Genomic DNA, 14,069 nt, shown 5'->3' with positions numbered 1-14,069 from the left:
GGTGATCTTCGGGCCTGTGATCCTAGGCCGTGTCGATGCTAGAGACGCAAAGAACGGGTATGTTTCAATCAAAGTGTCACCTATGTGAATGCACTTTTTTGTAACCTATGTGGTTGTCCCGTACATCAGCCCACCCCCTGCAACCACAGACGATGGGCGGTAAAGCATGCTTGCGCTAATGTATCCGGGCTCATAGTCGGCAGTTTCACCGCTTGGCCCTTGATGAATAGTCGCTCCCGCCTGTCCTTGAAAAGGGCTTCAGCTTCAAAAGCTGTTTTGCTTACCAGGTTCTCAGGCGAGATTTGAGCTGTTTATCGTCATCATCGTTGTCGTCGCAAAAGCCGGTAGTGTTTCGATCAAGTCATCAACTGCGCGTTGTAGCTACCTCCGCGAGCTAAAACGGCCCATACGATTCTTGCTAGTTTATTGGCCAGGGCGCAGGCAACCTTGTTTGGGTGCTTTCGCGTCAGCAGGTCTCGGCACCAAGCCCCCAAGGCGTCGTTGCGTTTATCTATGCGCACCAAAACTGCCCGCGAGCCTTGAACCAAGAGCTTTCGAAGGTATTTATCACCACGTTTGCTGATGTTCAAAAGGACGGTTTGGCCACCTGTTGAGTACTGCCTTGGCACCAGCCCCAGCGAAGCAGCGAAGTCTCGCGCTGAGTGAAAATTGGAAGCGTCCCCGACGTCGGCCAGCAGCGCGCTAGCGATGATGGGGCCGATACCGGGGATGCTCATTAGGCGTGTTCCCGCGTCATCAACGGCCACCTGTTCCTTGATGCTGTGGTCGATGGACTTAATCTCTACCGTAAGCCGTTTGATGTCTTCCAACAGATGCTCGATAAACTGCGTCAACTGTTGAGGCAACTCAGCGGCAGGGTCATCCAGTATTTGATGAATTTGGTTCATGGCGGCTTTGGTCGCCGGTAGCGCAATTCCAAATTCCAGCAAGAATCCGTGGATACGATTGATGGTTTGAGTTCTTTGGCATACCAATGCCTCTCGGAGGCGGTGCTGGGTCGAGAGCACCTGCTGTTCCACCGTCTTGATCGCAACATAGCGTGCCTTGGGACGGGACGCCGCCTCGCAAATTGCCTCGGCATCTATGTAGTCATTTTTATTGCCGGTGACGTACGGTTTCACATGCTGCGGAGCTATAAGTTTCACCTGGTGGCCGAAGGAAATAAGCTTCCTGGCGAGCCAATGTGAGCCGCCGCAGGACTCCATTACTATCGTGCAGGGCTCAAGCTTTGCCAGGAACTGAAGCAGTCGATTTCGATTGAACTGCTTGCGCAGCACCTCATGGCCGCGTACGTCGTGCCCTACGAGGTGAAAGGTGCTTTTTCCAATATCAAGACCAAGTAATGCCAAGCTGTTCATGAGCGGTCTCCTTAGCGAAAGTGGGCCTTCCGGTAAGTCTAGATTTACCGGGGGCCCGTGCCGGGCTGACCATCTCATTAGGGCTTTTGCCCCACCACTCGGCACCTCGCCTAGGCTCGGTGTGCCCGTCATCCGACATTGATTTGGGGGGCCGCCGCGATGGGCCATCCATGGCCCAGCGCGGCTAACCCGGCGTCCTGCCGGGTTACCCCCCCAAATCAAAATCGGATGACGGCCAGCGTGGTTTAACGGGGCGCCTCAGATCAAGATCAAGATCAAAAGCAAAGCGAGGCGGCCTGGTAGCCGACCTGATCGTCGAGGCGTGTGGGTACCCCTGTGGGAGCGGGCTTGCCCGCGATGGTCGTTAACGATGACAAATGAATACCTGACACTCTGATGTGTTCTTTCGGGCGTCATCGCAGCGATGCGGCGATCCGACAAGCCAGCTCCCACAGGGAATGCAGTTTCGCGCTTTGGGATTGCTGTTGCTCTGCTTTTGATCTGGCTTTTGATCTTGATCTTAGGCGCCCCGTTAAACCACGATGGCCGCAGGCAGGTATTGCGCAGTGGGCACCCCGGCATGGATGCCGGGGTAGCCGCGACACGGCCATGGATGGCCGATCGCGGCGGGCCCACGGAGCAATGCCTGACTGCGGGCATGCCGAGCCTAGGCGAGGCACCGAGTGGTGGGGCAAGAGCGCTTTGCTTACTTTGGCGCTCTTCCAAAGTGAGCCGCCGTAAGGGCGGAACCCTAAGTGGCCGTGACCGCAGCAACGGATATGTACACAAACCCAACAAGCACTAGATAAAAGAGTTGTGTAGATACCTATGCTGCGATGAGGCCCTGACAGTCAACCCTTCCTAAAGGACGACCACCGCCACCAACCCGCACACCACACCCATCAGCATGGTCAGCCCGGCCACCGTCACCAGCACCCGCGTATCGAAATCCTTGCGCAGCATCAACAGCGACGGCAAGCTCACGCTCGGCAGGGTCATCAGCAGCGCCACCGCGGGCCCGGTGCCCAGCCCCAGGGCCATCATGGTCTGCACAATCGGGATTTCTGCAGCGGTGGGGATCACAAACAGGGTGCCGACAATCGCCAGGGATACCAGCCACAGCAGGCTATCGGCCATCGCCCCGTCCACGTGTGGGAACAGCCACACCCGCGCTGCGCCCAGTAGCAACACCGCCAGGATGTAGATCGGGATGGTGCTCCAGAACAACTGCCACAAGGTGCGCAGCCAGCGGCTGAGGAACGGCTGGGTCTCGGTGCCGCTGACGTCGGCCACGGCCTCCAGTGCTACCTGGGGCACCTGCTCGGGGCGGGCGATGCGTTGGGCGACCAGCGCGACACCGATCACCAGCACGACACCGGCCACCAGGCGCAGGGCGGCAAAGTCCCAGCCCAGCACAAACCCCATGAAAACCAGGGTCGCGGGGTTGAGTACCGGGTTGGCCATCCAGAACGCCAATGCAGCACCCACCGACACTTGTTGACGACGCATGCCGGCGGCCACCGGCGCGGCGCAGCAACTGCACATCATGCCCGGCAAGGCGAACAGTCCGCCACGCACGGTGGAGCCCAGTCCGGCGCGGCCGAACAGGCGCAACAGCCAGTCCCGTGGAATCAGCACCTGCAATAACGAACCGAGAATCACCGCGAGCACGGCGGCTTTCCAGATCGCCAGGAAATACACCTGGGCATAGGCCAGGGCGGCCGCCAATGGCGAGCCCTGCTGGTCATTGAGAATCGAGTTGCCGATGCTGTGGCTGTCGGCCGCGACAAAGGCCTTGAAGTAGTAGGGCGACCACTTCACGTAATACAGGCCGACGCAGGCCACCAACAGGAACAGCGCCGGTTTCCACCAGAAGGACCAGCCGCGAGCAGGGCTGGCAGAGGTGAGGTTAGACATGGTCAAGATCCGCAGATAAGTCGATAGCGACGCATCATACGCGGTCCCGGTGTCAGGTGTCGGCGGCTACATGCGTCGCATCCGGGCAAGTCTGCAAGCCGTTATCCAGGCCTTGCTTGTAGTTGCGGCTGAGCAGGCTGGCCTTGCCGTTCTGCCAGGTCAGGGTCAACACGTACAGGGTGTCGAAGTCGCCGCCGGACCAGTCTTCGGTGATGGTGTACTCCTCACCGACCGCTTCACTGGCCACCTTGTTGATCAATTCCGGCAGGTAGCCATGGGACCAGGCCGTGTAGATGGTGGAGTTGTGGTACTTGTCCTCCATCAATTCGTCAGCCAGGTCGCTGGTATCGTTGGCCGAAAACTCGATGTTCACCGGCAGCCCGAGTTTGATCGCGCTGGGGCTGATGGTCATCAATGGCCGAATGTAGCTGTAGGAATTGTCGAACTCGCCTTCTTCGACATTGCGCGTCGGGTTGGCCGCGAACACAAAGTCGGCAGCGCCGAACTTTTCCGGCAATACCGTGGCCAGGTTCATTGCGCGGTTGAGGCCCTGGCAATTGAGTTGGCCCAGGCCGCCCACAGGCTTTTCACCATGACGCAGGAACACCAGGGTTTGCACGCCGTTCTTCGGCTCGGCGCTGCTTTCGCGGGCTTCGAAAGCCAGCATCAAGGCACCGCCGACGAACACCGTTGGCACCAGGAAATAAGCATATTTTTTGAAACGTTTGCCAAGGCACAAAGGCTTGATTTTCATTAGTGGTCGAGTCTTCGGTGCGTCGGATCAAGGCTGGAAGGCCCAGCCACAGCGATGCTCCAAGCAACGTGCGGTTTTCCGTGACAGTTATGGCGGTATGCCTCCATTCAACCGTTCAAGCGCTTCTAAGAGTGCGCCAGAGCGTTTTGGTTCGCTTGGTGCAAGAGATTAACCAGCGCATGTTGCGAATTGAAGACCGATGCAGGCGCGCCGCCGGATGGCTATCATGGGTTTTTCTCACCTTGGGGTACATCGATGATTTCCGCTGCAGCGTTTCCGATTATTACCAAATGGCCAGCCGAGCATCCTGAACGCCTGCAGCTGTACTCGTTGCCGACGCCCAATGGGGTCAAAGTCTCGATCATGCTCGAAGAGGTGGGCCTGGCCTATGAGGCGCATAAGGTCAGCTTCGATACCCAGGACCAACTCTCGCCCGAGTTTCTGTCCCTGAACCCCAACAACAAGATCCCGGCGATCATCGACCCCAACGGTCCCGGCGGTGAGCCGCTGGCGTTGTTCGAGTCGGGGGCGATCCTGATTTACCTGGCAGAGAAAACCGCGCAACTACTGCCCCAGGCACCTGCTGCGCGCTACGAAACCCTGCAATGGCTGATGTTCCAGATGGCCGGGATCGGGCCGATGTTCGGCCAGGTCGGTTTCTTCAATAAGTTCGCCGGCAAGGCCTACGAAGACAAACGCCCCCGCGACCGCTATGCCGCCGAAGCCCGGCGCCTGCTGGAGGTGCTGGAAAAACGCCTGCTGGGCCGCAGCTGGATCATGGGGGATGAGTACAGCATCGCCGATATCGCCACCTTTCCCTGGATCCGCAACCTGATTGGCTTCTATGAATCGGGCGATCTGGTGGGCATCACCGACTTCCCCAATGTACTGCGCGCGCTGGATGGCTTTGTCGCCCGGCCGGCGGTGATCCGTGGCCTGAATATTCCGAGCTGACCCATGCCGACTTTTGATTTCAAGCAACTGGACGTGTTCAGCAGCGTGGCGCTCAAGGGCAACCCGCTGGCCGTGGTGCTGGGCGCCGATAGCCTCAGTGACCAGCAGATGGCTGACTTCGCCAAGTGGACCAACCTCAGCGAAACCACGTTCCTGCTGCAACCGCGCGACCCGCGTGCGGATTACCGGGTGCGGATTTTCACCACCGTGCAGGAGCTGCCGTTCGCCGGCCACCCAACCCTGGGCAGTTGCCGGGCGTGGCTGCAGGCCGGTGGTGTGCCCCAGGGCGACGAGATCATCCAGGAATGCGAGATCGGCCTGGTGCGCATCCGTCGCCAGGGCGAGGAACTGGCGTTTATCGCGCCACCCTTGCTGCGTTCAGGGCCGTTGGATGCCGAGTTGCTGGAGCGTGTGCGCCTGGCGCTCAACCTTGAGCCCGCAGCGATTGTGCGCAGCCAGTGGGTCGATAACGGCGCCGGTTGGCTGGCGCTGATGTTGACGGACCGGCAGACGGTGCTGGAGTTGCAGCCGGACTATTCAAAACTGCTCGGGCTGGCGGTGGGCGTGGTTGCTCCGTGCGACCCGACGCGCGACGAGGTGGATGCGCAGTTTGAAGTGCGCGCGTTTATTGCCGGTGACGGCGCCCCCGAAGACCCGGCCACCGGCAGCCTTAACGCGGGTGTCGCACAATGGCTGCTCGGTGCGGGCCTGGCCCCCAGCCAGTACGTGGTCAGCCAGGGCACGGCCATCGGCCGCGCCGGGCGTATTCGCGTGCAGCAGCAGGGCGATGAGATCTGGATCGGCGGCGCCGTCTCGCTGTGTATCGAAGGGCGCCTGAGCCTGTAACGCCGTAACGCACCTGTGGGGAAGGGGGCCGCTCGGTCTCTACAGGTCACTCATTGCTGCTCCTGCTTGTTTAGCCTAGACCGCATTTTTAGCCTAGACCGCATTGTTACGTGAATGGCAAAACACCGTTATGGCCGCCGTATTTGTGCTCTCGGTCAATCCGGGCATAAGCTTTCGCCCTTAAGCTAGCGGCCTTGCCACGTGCCCTGGCCTTTTTTGTAGGAAACCCCATGTCCAGTCAGTTCCCCGAAGCCCGTTCCCGTCGCCTGCGCCGTTCCCCTGAGCTGCGCAGCCTGTTCCAGGAAACCGAGTTCACCCTCAATGATCTGGTATTGCCGATTTTCGTCGAAGAAGAAATCGACGACTTCGTGCCGATCACCAGCATGCCCGGCGTGATGCGCATCCCCGAATCGAAACTGGCCAGTGAAATCGAGCGCTTTGCCCGTGCCGGGATCAAGTCGGTGATGACGTTCGGCGTGTCCCATCACCTGGACGCCAGCGGCAGCGATACCTGGAACGAGCGCGGGCTGGTGTCGCGCATGTCGGCGATCTGCAAGGACGCGGTGCCGGAAATGATCGTGATGTCCGACACCTGCTTCTGCGAATACACCGACCACGGCCATTGCGGCGTGATGCACGGCAATGAAGTGGACAACGACCGCACCCTGGCCAACCTGGGCAAGCAAGCGGTGGCGGCAGCCCGTGCCGGTGCCGATGTGATCGCGCCGTCGGCCGCGATGGACGGCCAGGTCCAGGCCATTCGCCGGGCGCTGGATGCGGCCGGGTTCAGCCATATCCCGATCATGGCGTACTCGACTAAGTTCGCTTCGGCCCTGTATGGCCCGTTCCGCGAGGCGGGTGGCAGCGCGCTGAAGGGCGACCGCAAAAGCTACCAGATGAACCCGATGAACCGCCGCGAAGCCGTGCGCGAATCCTTGCTCGATGAGCAGGAAGGGGCCGACTCGCTGATGGTCAAGCCGGCCGGTGCTTACCTGGACATCATCCGCGACATCCGCGAAGCCTCGCGTTTGCCGGTGGCGGCGTACCAGGTCAGTGGCGAATACGCGATGATCAAGTTCGGCGCCCAGGCCGGCGCCATCGACGAAGCGCGGGTGGTGCGCGAAACCCTGGGTTCGATCAAGCGCGCCGGTGCGGACCTGATCTTTACCTACTTTGCGATGGACCTGGCGCTCGCCGGTATCTGATCCCGGCGCATGTACTGTGGGAGCCGGCTTGAGGGCGCCATCGCGGGCAAGCCCGCTCCTACAGGGGGTGGGTGTGGGTTTGTGAGATAGTGGGCACTTTCAGCGACTCACAGGACACCCCCCGCATGCTTTCATCCCGGCTGACTCTCGGCCTGGCCGCCTTATTGGTGCTGGCCGGCTGTTCGACCCAACGCAGCCAGCAACTCCCCGAGCGCAGTGAGGCCGAGGTCAAGGCGCAGATTGTGCGACTGATGTCGGCCAAGGTACCGGATCGTGCCGGTTGGGCCCAGGATATCTACACGGCGCTCGACAGCCAGAAGATCTACCCCAGCACCGAAAATATCTGCGCGGTGCTGGCGGTCACCGAGCAAGAGTCCACCTATCAGGTCGACCCGCCGGTGCCGAACATGGGCAAGATCGCCCAGGATGAAATCCTCAAGCGTGCAGCCAAGGTGCATGTGCCGGCCGTGCTGGTGCGCACCGCGTTGCAACTGCGCTCGCCTACGGGTAAGTCCTACGCCGACCGCCTGAGCGCTGCGCGTACCGAGAAGGACCTGAGTGGGATCTTTGACGACTTTATCGGCACAGTGCCGTTGGGCCGCACCTTGTTTGGCCGTTTCAACCCAGTGCATACCGCAGGCCCGATGCAGGTGAGCATTGCCTTCGCCGAGCAGCAGGCGCGCAATTATCCCTACAGCGTAGATGGGAGCATTCGCCGCGAAGTGTTCACCCGGCGTGGCGGCATGTACTTCGGCATTGCCCATTTGCTGGGTTACCCGGTGAGCTACGAGCTGCCGCTGTACCGCTTTGCCGACTTCAACGCCGGTTGGTACGCCAGCCGCAATGCCGCGTTCCAGGCCGCGGTCAGCCGTGCTTCCGGGACCCGCCTGGCGCTGGATGGCGATTTGATCCGCTATGGCTCGATCATGCCCGGCACCACGGAGTTGGCGGTGCGCTCACTGGGCAAGAAGCTGGACATGCGCAACCCGAGCATTCGCAGCCAGTTGGAGCAGGGTGATCGTCTGGATTTTGAACAGACCACTCTGTACCAGCGAGTGTTTGCCCTGGCCGAGAAAGCCGAAGGCAAGCCGCTGCCACGGGCGATCCTGCCGGGGATTGTGCTCAAGAGCCCGAAGATCACCCGTAACCTCACCACGGCCTGGTTCGCCAAGCGCGTGGATGAGCGTTACCAGCGCTGCATGAAGCGCTGAGGTCAGGGGCGGCGCTTGACCAGCTTGCGCCACAACCAGACCCACAGCCACAACACCGGGAAGGCGAGGATCACGAACGGCAGCACGTAGCTGGAGCGTTCAAGGGCATCGGCGGTGCCGTCGACCAGGTTGTCGCCGAGGTTGCCGAACATCCGCGCAAAACGTGATTGCTGATGCTCGCCGTCGGATGGACTGAAGTTCAAGGTCACGCGGTTGGTGTCCAGGCGCCGCTGCTGGCCGGCGGCGATCTGCGCCAGTTCCTGCAGCTCGTTTTCGATGGAGGCCTGTTCCTTGGTCAGGGTGATCAGGTCGCCCACGGTGATGTCCTTGCGCGCCGCCAGTTCATCCAGGCGTTTTTGCTGGGCCTGCAAACGTTCCTGGCGGCGGCGCACATCGGCCACCGCGTCGGCCAAGTCTTCGGCGCTGGTGATGCGCTGCCCCAGTTGCCCCCCCTCGGCCACCATCTTCACCAAGGGTTCGACCCCGCTGGGGGCGATGCGCAACACGATCGTGCCGCCGTCGCTGTTCTCTTCGATACGCAGGATATTGCAGGCGCCGAACTGTGCCGACTCGCAGGCTTGGCGGGTGGCCTGCATGCGTGGCGCGAGCAGGGCCAGCGGCATCGCCAGACTCAACTCGTGTTCATAGGCCAACAGCGCGCCGGCCCGGCCCTGTTCGCCATTGATCGGCGTCGACTCGGAATACTCCTTGGGCGAACAGCCGCCGAGCAGCAGGGCGGCCAATAACATCAATGCAGTAGATCTGCCTTCCAGGTGGCGCATTACGGTTCCTTCAAGTGTGCGGGATAAAGTGCGCGGCGATTAAAGCCGGTTTGCCCGGCGAACGCAAAGCGGGCGCAGGCTTATCGTCACTGATTTACCCGGTTGATCATGCTGGCTGCATCCACCGGAGCAGGTTAAACCTCGGGCCCGGTCACAAGGAAGATCCACCATGACTCACGTCCCTGAAGGCTTTATTCCCTTGCCCCGCAGCAGCCCGCTCCTGGATTTGCTGGGGCCGGTGTATTGCCGTGGCGAGGGACTGCACCTGCAACTGGGCCTGCGCGCCGACAACCGCCATGCCAACGGGCGTGGCACGGTGCATGGCGGCGTACTGGCGACCCTGGCGGATGTCGGCATGGGGTACGCCATGGCGTTTTCCAGCGACCCGCCGTTGCCGTTGATTACCGCGAGCATGACCCTCGATTATCTGGGGGCGGTGCAGGTGGGGGAGTGGATCGAGGTGCAGCTGGAGCACCACAAGCGCGGACGGCAGATGGCGTTTGCCACGGTCAGCTTGCAGGTGGGGGAAAAGGTGGTGGTGCGGGCCACCGCGGTATTTGCCGTGCCGCAATCCAATGGACGCTAGATATCTAATGTAGGAGCTGGCTTGCCTGCGATAGCGGTGTATCAGTCAATGCTGCCGGTGACTGCCCCTCCGCTATCGCAGGCAAGCCAGCTCCTACATTGGAGGGGGTTCGCAAATCAAATAGGCAAAAAAAGGCCCGGCTTTTCGTGGAGCCGGGCCTCTTTCATGTTGCTCGTTGAATCAGTCGCGCTCAAGGGCCAGTGCCACGCCCTGGCCGCCGCCGATGCACAAGGTCGCCAGGCCTTTCTTGGCGTCGCGCTTGAGCATTTCATGCAGCAGGGTCACCAGCACACGGCAGCCTGAGGCGCCAATCGGGTGGCCAATGGCAATCGCGCCGCCATTGACGTTGACCTTGGCCGCGTCCCACTCCAGTTCCTTGCCCACTGCCAGCGCCTGTGCGGCGAAGGCTTCGTTGGCTTCGATCAGGTCCAGGTCGGCCAACTGCCAGCCGGCCTTGTCCAGGCAACGACGGGTCGCGGACACCGGGCCAATGCCCATGATCGCCGGATCGACACCCGCATTCGCGTAGCTGGCGATACGCGCCAGCACCGGCAGGCCGAGGGCTTTGGCTTTATCGGCACTCATCAGCAACACGGCGGCGGCGCCGTCGTTGAGGCTCGACGCGTTGCCGGCGGTGACGCTGCCGTCTTTCTTGAAGGCCGGTTTGAGTTTGCCCAGGGATTCGGCGGTAGTGCCGGCGCGGGGCTGCTCGTCCACCGCAAAGGCAATCGGGTCGCCCTTGCGCTGGGGAATCAGGATCGGGGTGATTTCATCAGCAAAGCGCCCGGCTTCAATTGCCGCAGCCGCTTTTTGCTGGGAGGCAGCGGCGAAGGCGTCCTGGGCTTCACGGCTGATGCCGTACTTGTCCACCAGGTTCTCGGCGGTGATGCCCATGTGGTAGTCGTTGAACGCGTCCCACAGGCCGTCGGTGATCATGCTGTCGACCATCTTCGCGTGCCCCATGCGCAGGCCGGTGCGGGCGGCGGGCAGCACGTACGGGGCCAGGCTCATGTTCTCCATGCCGCCGGCGATAATCACCTCGGCGTCACCGCAGCGGATGGCCTGTGCGCCCAGGTGCAGGGCCTTGAGGCCCGAGCCGCAGACCTTGTTCAAGGTCAGGCTGGGCACTGCATGTGGCAGGCCGGCGAGAATCGACGCCTGGCGTGCCGGGTTCTGGCCCGAACCTGCGGTCAGGACCTGGCCGAGGATCACTTCGTCCACTTGCGCAGGGTCCAGGCCGGTCTGCTCCAGCAGGCGGCGGATCACGGCGGCGCCCAGTTCCGGTGCCGGGATGCCGGCCAGGGCTCCTTGAAAGCTGCCCACGGCGGTACGGGTGGCAGCAACAATCACGACGTCTTGCATGGAATCTGTCCTCACTGGAAGTGCATTTCTGGAACGTGGTCCGGGACGATCAGTTTACCGGCGGTCTTGCTCACAATCTCTTCAACGCTGACGCCAGGTGCGCGTTCCTTGAGGACAAAAGCGCCATTTTCGATTTCCAGGTACGCCAGGTCCGTCAGCACGCGCTTGATGCAGTGGGCACCGGTCAGCGGCAGGCTGCACTGGCTGAGCAGCTTGGACTCACCGTCCTTGGAGGCGTGGGTCATGATCACGATGATGTTTTCTGCGCCGGCCACCAGGTCCATGGCACCGCCCATGCCCTTGACCAGCTTGCCGGGGATCATCCACGAGGCGATGTTGCCGTGTACGTCCACTTCAAAGGCGCCGAGTACCGTGAGGTCTACGTGGCCGCCGCGAATCATTGCGAAGGACTCGGCCGAGGAAAAGATCGAGGCGCCGATACGCGCGGTGACGGTCTGCTTGCCGGCGTTGATCATGTCGGCATCAATGGTGTCTTCGGTAGGAAACGGTCCCATGCCCAGCAGGCCGTTTTCCGATTGCAGCATCACTTCCATGCCTTCGGGAATGTAGTTGGCCACCAGGGTCGGGATGCCGATGCCGAGGTTGACGTAGAAGCCGTCCTGCATTTCGCGGGCGACGCGTTGAGCCATTTGTTCGCGGGTAAGAGCCATGGTGCTGTTCCTCTTATTGTTCGGGCTGGGCAGATTATTTGCGGACGGTGCGCTGTTCGATGCGCTTCTCGAAGGTGCCGCAGATGATCCGGTCGACGTAGATGCCAGGGGTGTGGATCTGCGCCGGGTCCAGCTCGCCCGGTTCGACGATTTCCTCGACTTCGACCACGGTGATCTTGCCGGCGGTGGCGGCCAGCGGGTTGAAGTTCTGGGCGGTGTGGCGGTAGATGACGTTGCCGAAATGGTCGGCTTTCCAGCCTTTGACGATGGCGAAGTCGCCGGTGATGGATTCTTCCATCAGGTACGGGCGACCATTGAACTCGCGGGTTTCCTTGCCTTCGGCGACGGGCGTGCCAACACCGGTAGCGGTAAAGAACGCCGGAATGCCCGCGCCGCCTGCACGCATTTTTTCGGCCAGGGTGCCCTGGGGCGTCAGCACGACTTCGATTTCACCGCTGAGCAGTTGCTTCTCGAACAGGGCGTTTTCACCGACATAGGAGGCGATGACCTTGCTGATCTGTTTTTCTTCGAGCAATACACCCAGGCCAAAGCCATCGACGCCGCAGTTGTTGGAGACCACCGTGAGGTCGCGGGTGCCTTTGCGCTTGATTTCGGCGATGAGGTTTTCCGGGATGCCGCACAGGCCAAAGCCGCCGGAGAGTACGGTCATGCCGTCTTCCAGGCCTGCCAGCGCTTCTTCATAGGACGCCACGCGTTTATCGAAACCTGCCATATGCACCTCTTTTATTGTTTGTGGTCCAGCCAGTGACTCGAGTGTTGCGCTGACAGATTGATTTGTTAAGTTGTTTTTTAAGGTTGATTGATTTAAAAAACAGCACAATCGCCAAGCCGTAGGAGCAGCGTCATGACAGTTAAACAGATGCGGGCCTTTCTTGCCGTGGCCCAGAGCCTGAGTTTTGCCGCCGCCTGTGAGCGCCTGCATTTGTCCCAGTCGGCCCTGAGCCTGACCATCAAGGGCCTGGAGGAGGGCCTGGGCGGGCGGCTGTTCAGCCGTAATACGCGCAACGTCGCGCTGACCCCTGAAGGCGAATCCCTGTTGCCCCTGGCTCGCCGGTTGATTGCCGACTGGGACAATGCCGAGGATGAACTGCGCCAGCGTTTTACCCTGCAGCGCGGGCGCGTGACGGTGGCGGCGATGCCATCGTTTGCCGGTAACCTGCTGCCGCCGATCCTGAAGGTGTTCCGTGCGCGGTTTCCCCAGGTCAATGTCACGGTGCACGATTTGATCAATGAGCAGGTCCTGGAAATGGTCCGTGATCGCCAGGTAGAGCTGGGGGTGGCGTTTGAGCCGTCACCGGGGTCGTCGCTGGCCTTCACCCCGCTGTATCTGGACCGCTTTGTCGCGGTGGTGCCCGGCGACTCGCCGCTGGCGGACATGACCGCGATCGACTGGAAAACCCTGCTGGCGCAACCGTTCATTACCTTGCAGCGGCCTTCCACGGTCCGGGTGATGCTCGAGGAGCACCTCGGCGCGTTACAGATGAAACTGCCGGTGGCGTTGGAAAGCCATCAATTGGCAACCGTGGGCAAGATGGTTGCCAGCGGCCTGGGCGTCAGCGCCGTGCCTGCATTGTGCGCACAGCAGATGGAAGAGGCGGGGGCCCGTTGCATCACCTTGTGTGACCCGGTGATCGAGCGGCCGATTGGGGTGCTGACCAAGCCGGGGCATGAGCTGTCGGCGGCGGCGCAGGCACTGTTTGATATCTTCCGCGACGAAGCGGGGAAGGGGCGATTCCCGGGGATTTAAGTCGACACAAACAAATGTGGGAGCTGGCTTGCCAGGGATAGCTATTTAACACTCAACAACTAGGTTGATCGTTAAACGGTTATCTCAGGCAAACCAGCTCCCACAAAGGTCTAGTTATTCTTAGTAGTAGCGGTCAATCACTTTAACTTGCGAGTTGTCCTTGAACGACTCCCAGGCATTGTTAAGTGTATCGAAGACCTGCTCGATAAAGTTGCGATCGGCAGCTGCTTTTTTACCAACATAACCCTGGCCGCGGCGGTACATCTTCAGGCGCGCCGCCAGTTCACGGTTATTGCGGTCGAACTCGGCTTCTTCGGTATGGGGCGCCAGGCAGTCAATTTGCACTTCGCCCGATTTGCCAATCCACAGGATATGGTCGTCGAGTGTGTCTTTCTGCGCTGCGAACATCTCAGCCAATTCATCAATAGTTGGTTGGTTGTTCAGATTCATGTGTAAGCCCCTTGACCAGTTGGCGATCTTCAGTTGATTCGTTAATTCACGTTAGTTGTCTCCGGCTATGAAAACCGGGCGTCAGAAACGGTCTGCCAAATACGGGCAGGGTCTTGAACCTGATGCATGTAGTGTTTCTGAAGAACTGCTACGCAATGGTTTCATAACGAAGACAAGCAGCATT

Annotated in this window: 14 protein-coding genes; 6 read left to right on the top strand and 8 right to left on the bottom strand. The window is 60.8% G+C overall.

The window, feature by feature from the left end; genetic code table 11:
• Positions 1 to 356 precede the first annotated feature (356 nt).
• The 3 genes from JFT44_RS23375 to JFT44_RS23365 all read right to left on the bottom strand — a co-directional run bounded on the left by JFT44_RS23375 (position 357) and on the right by JFT44_RS23365 (position 4,050).
• Positions 357 to 1,379: an IS110 family transposase gene (locus tag JFT44_RS23375; RefSeq protein WP_120732161.1), complete on the bottom strand. Its 1,023-nt coding sequence runs from the start codon at positions 1,377 to 1,379 to the stop codon at positions 357 to 359.
• 861 nt (positions 1,380 to 2,240) lie between these two features.
• Complete coding sequence (locus tag JFT44_RS23370; RefSeq protein ID WP_198792702.1) at positions 2,241 to 3,296, bottom strand: permease; 1,056 nt, start codon at positions 3,294 to 3,296, stop codon at positions 2,241 to 2,243.
• Between the two features lie 52 nt (positions 3,297 to 3,348).
• Positions 3,349 to 4,050 (bottom strand): histidine phosphatase family protein, encoded by a 702-nt coding sequence (locus JFT44_RS23365; protein WP_169990481.1) that lies wholly within the window; start codon positions 4,048 to 4,050, stop codon positions 3,349 to 3,351.
• A 255-nt stretch (positions 4,051 to 4,305) separates the two neighbouring features.
• On the opposite strand from JFT44_RS23365, the gene JFT44_RS23360 reads away from it, so the two are divergent.
• From JFT44_RS23360 to JFT44_RS23345, 4 genes are all read left to right on the top strand, one after another.
• Positions 4,306 to 5,004, top strand: a complete 699-nt coding sequence (locus JFT44_RS23360; protein ID WP_057439451.1) for a glutathione S-transferase N-terminal domain-containing protein — start codon at positions 4,306 to 4,308, stop codon at positions 5,002 to 5,004.
• A gap of 3 nt (positions 5,005 to 5,007) precedes the next feature.
• On the top strand, positions 5,008 to 5,850 hold the full coding sequence (locus JFT44_RS23355) for a PhzF family phenazine biosynthesis protein (protein WP_169990480.1): 843 nt from the start codon (positions 5,008 to 5,010) through the stop codon (positions 5,848 to 5,850).
• Between the two features lie 230 nt (positions 5,851 to 6,080).
• Complete coding sequence (gene hemB, locus JFT44_RS23350) at positions 6,081 to 7,055, top strand: porphobilinogen synthase (protein WP_057959111.1); 975 nt, start codon at positions 6,081 to 6,083, stop codon at positions 7,053 to 7,055.
• 125 nt (positions 7,056 to 7,180) lie between these two features.
• On the top strand, positions 7,181 to 8,266 hold the full coding sequence (locus JFT44_RS23345; protein ID WP_198831235.1) for a DUF1615 domain-containing protein: 1,086 nt from the start codon (positions 7,181 to 7,183) through the stop codon (positions 8,264 to 8,266).
• 2 nt (positions 8,267 to 8,268) lie between these two features.
• On the opposite strand, the gene JFT44_RS23340 is transcribed toward JFT44_RS23345, so the two are convergent.
• Positions 8,269 to 9,048 (bottom strand): DUF4349 domain-containing protein, encoded by a 780-nt coding sequence (locus JFT44_RS23340; RefSeq protein WP_057439448.1) that lies wholly within the window; start codon positions 9,046 to 9,048, stop codon positions 8,269 to 8,271.
• A 169-nt stretch (positions 9,049 to 9,217) separates the two neighbouring features.
• Here JFT44_RS23340 and JFT44_RS23335 point away from each other — a divergent pair, with 169 nt between their 5' ends.
• A complete protein-coding gene (locus JFT44_RS23335) occupies positions 9,218 to 9,634 on the top strand; it encodes a PaaI family thioesterase (RefSeq protein WP_057439447.1) in 417 nt (138 codons plus the stop codon).
• 180 nt (positions 9,635 to 9,814) lie between these two features.
• Here the strand turns inward: JFT44_RS23335 and JFT44_RS23330 are convergent, their stop codons facing one another.
• Genes JFT44_RS23330 through JFT44_RS23320 form a run of 3 tightly spaced genes read right to left on the bottom strand, consistent with a single transcriptional unit; the run spans position 9,815 to position 12,400 of the window.
• On the bottom strand, positions 9,815 to 10,996 hold the full coding sequence (locus tag JFT44_RS23330; protein ID WP_057444130.1) for an acetyl-CoA C-acetyltransferase: 1,182 nt from the start codon (positions 10,994 to 10,996) through the stop codon (positions 9,815 to 9,817).
• An 11-nt stretch (positions 10,997 to 11,007) separates the two neighbouring features.
• A complete protein-coding gene (locus JFT44_RS23325; RefSeq protein ID WP_057439446.1) occupies positions 11,008 to 11,667 on the bottom strand; it encodes a CoA transferase subunit B in 660 nt (219 codons plus the stop codon).
• A gap of 34 nt (positions 11,668 to 11,701) precedes the next feature.
• A complete protein-coding gene (locus tag JFT44_RS23320) occupies positions 11,702 to 12,400 on the bottom strand; it encodes a CoA transferase subunit A (RefSeq protein ID WP_010211319.1) in 699 nt (232 codons plus the stop codon).
• A 132-nt stretch (positions 12,401 to 12,532) separates the two neighbouring features.
• On the opposite strand from JFT44_RS23320, the gene JFT44_RS23315 reads away from it, so the two are divergent.
• Positions 12,533 to 13,435: a LysR family transcriptional regulator gene (locus JFT44_RS23315; RefSeq protein ID WP_057439445.1), complete on the top strand. Its 903-nt coding sequence runs from the start codon at positions 12,533 to 12,535 to the stop codon at positions 13,433 to 13,435.
• Positions 13,436 to 13,555: 120 nt separating this feature from the next.
• On the opposite strand, the gene JFT44_RS23310 is transcribed toward JFT44_RS23315, so the two are convergent.
• Positions 13,556 to 13,885, bottom strand: coding sequence for a hypothetical protein (locus JFT44_RS23310; protein ID WP_029296579.1), 330 nt, complete (start codon positions 13,883 to 13,885; stop codon positions 13,556 to 13,558).
• Positions 13,886 to 14,069: the final 184 nt, after the last annotated feature.

This window comes from Pseudomonas sp. MF5691 (assembly GCF_016405645.1).
Lineage (GTDB): Bacteria > Pseudomonadota > Gammaproteobacteria > Pseudomonadales > Pseudomonadaceae > Aquipseudomonas > Aquipseudomonas shahriarae.
This window is presented reverse-complemented; position numbering and strand designations above follow the sequence as displayed.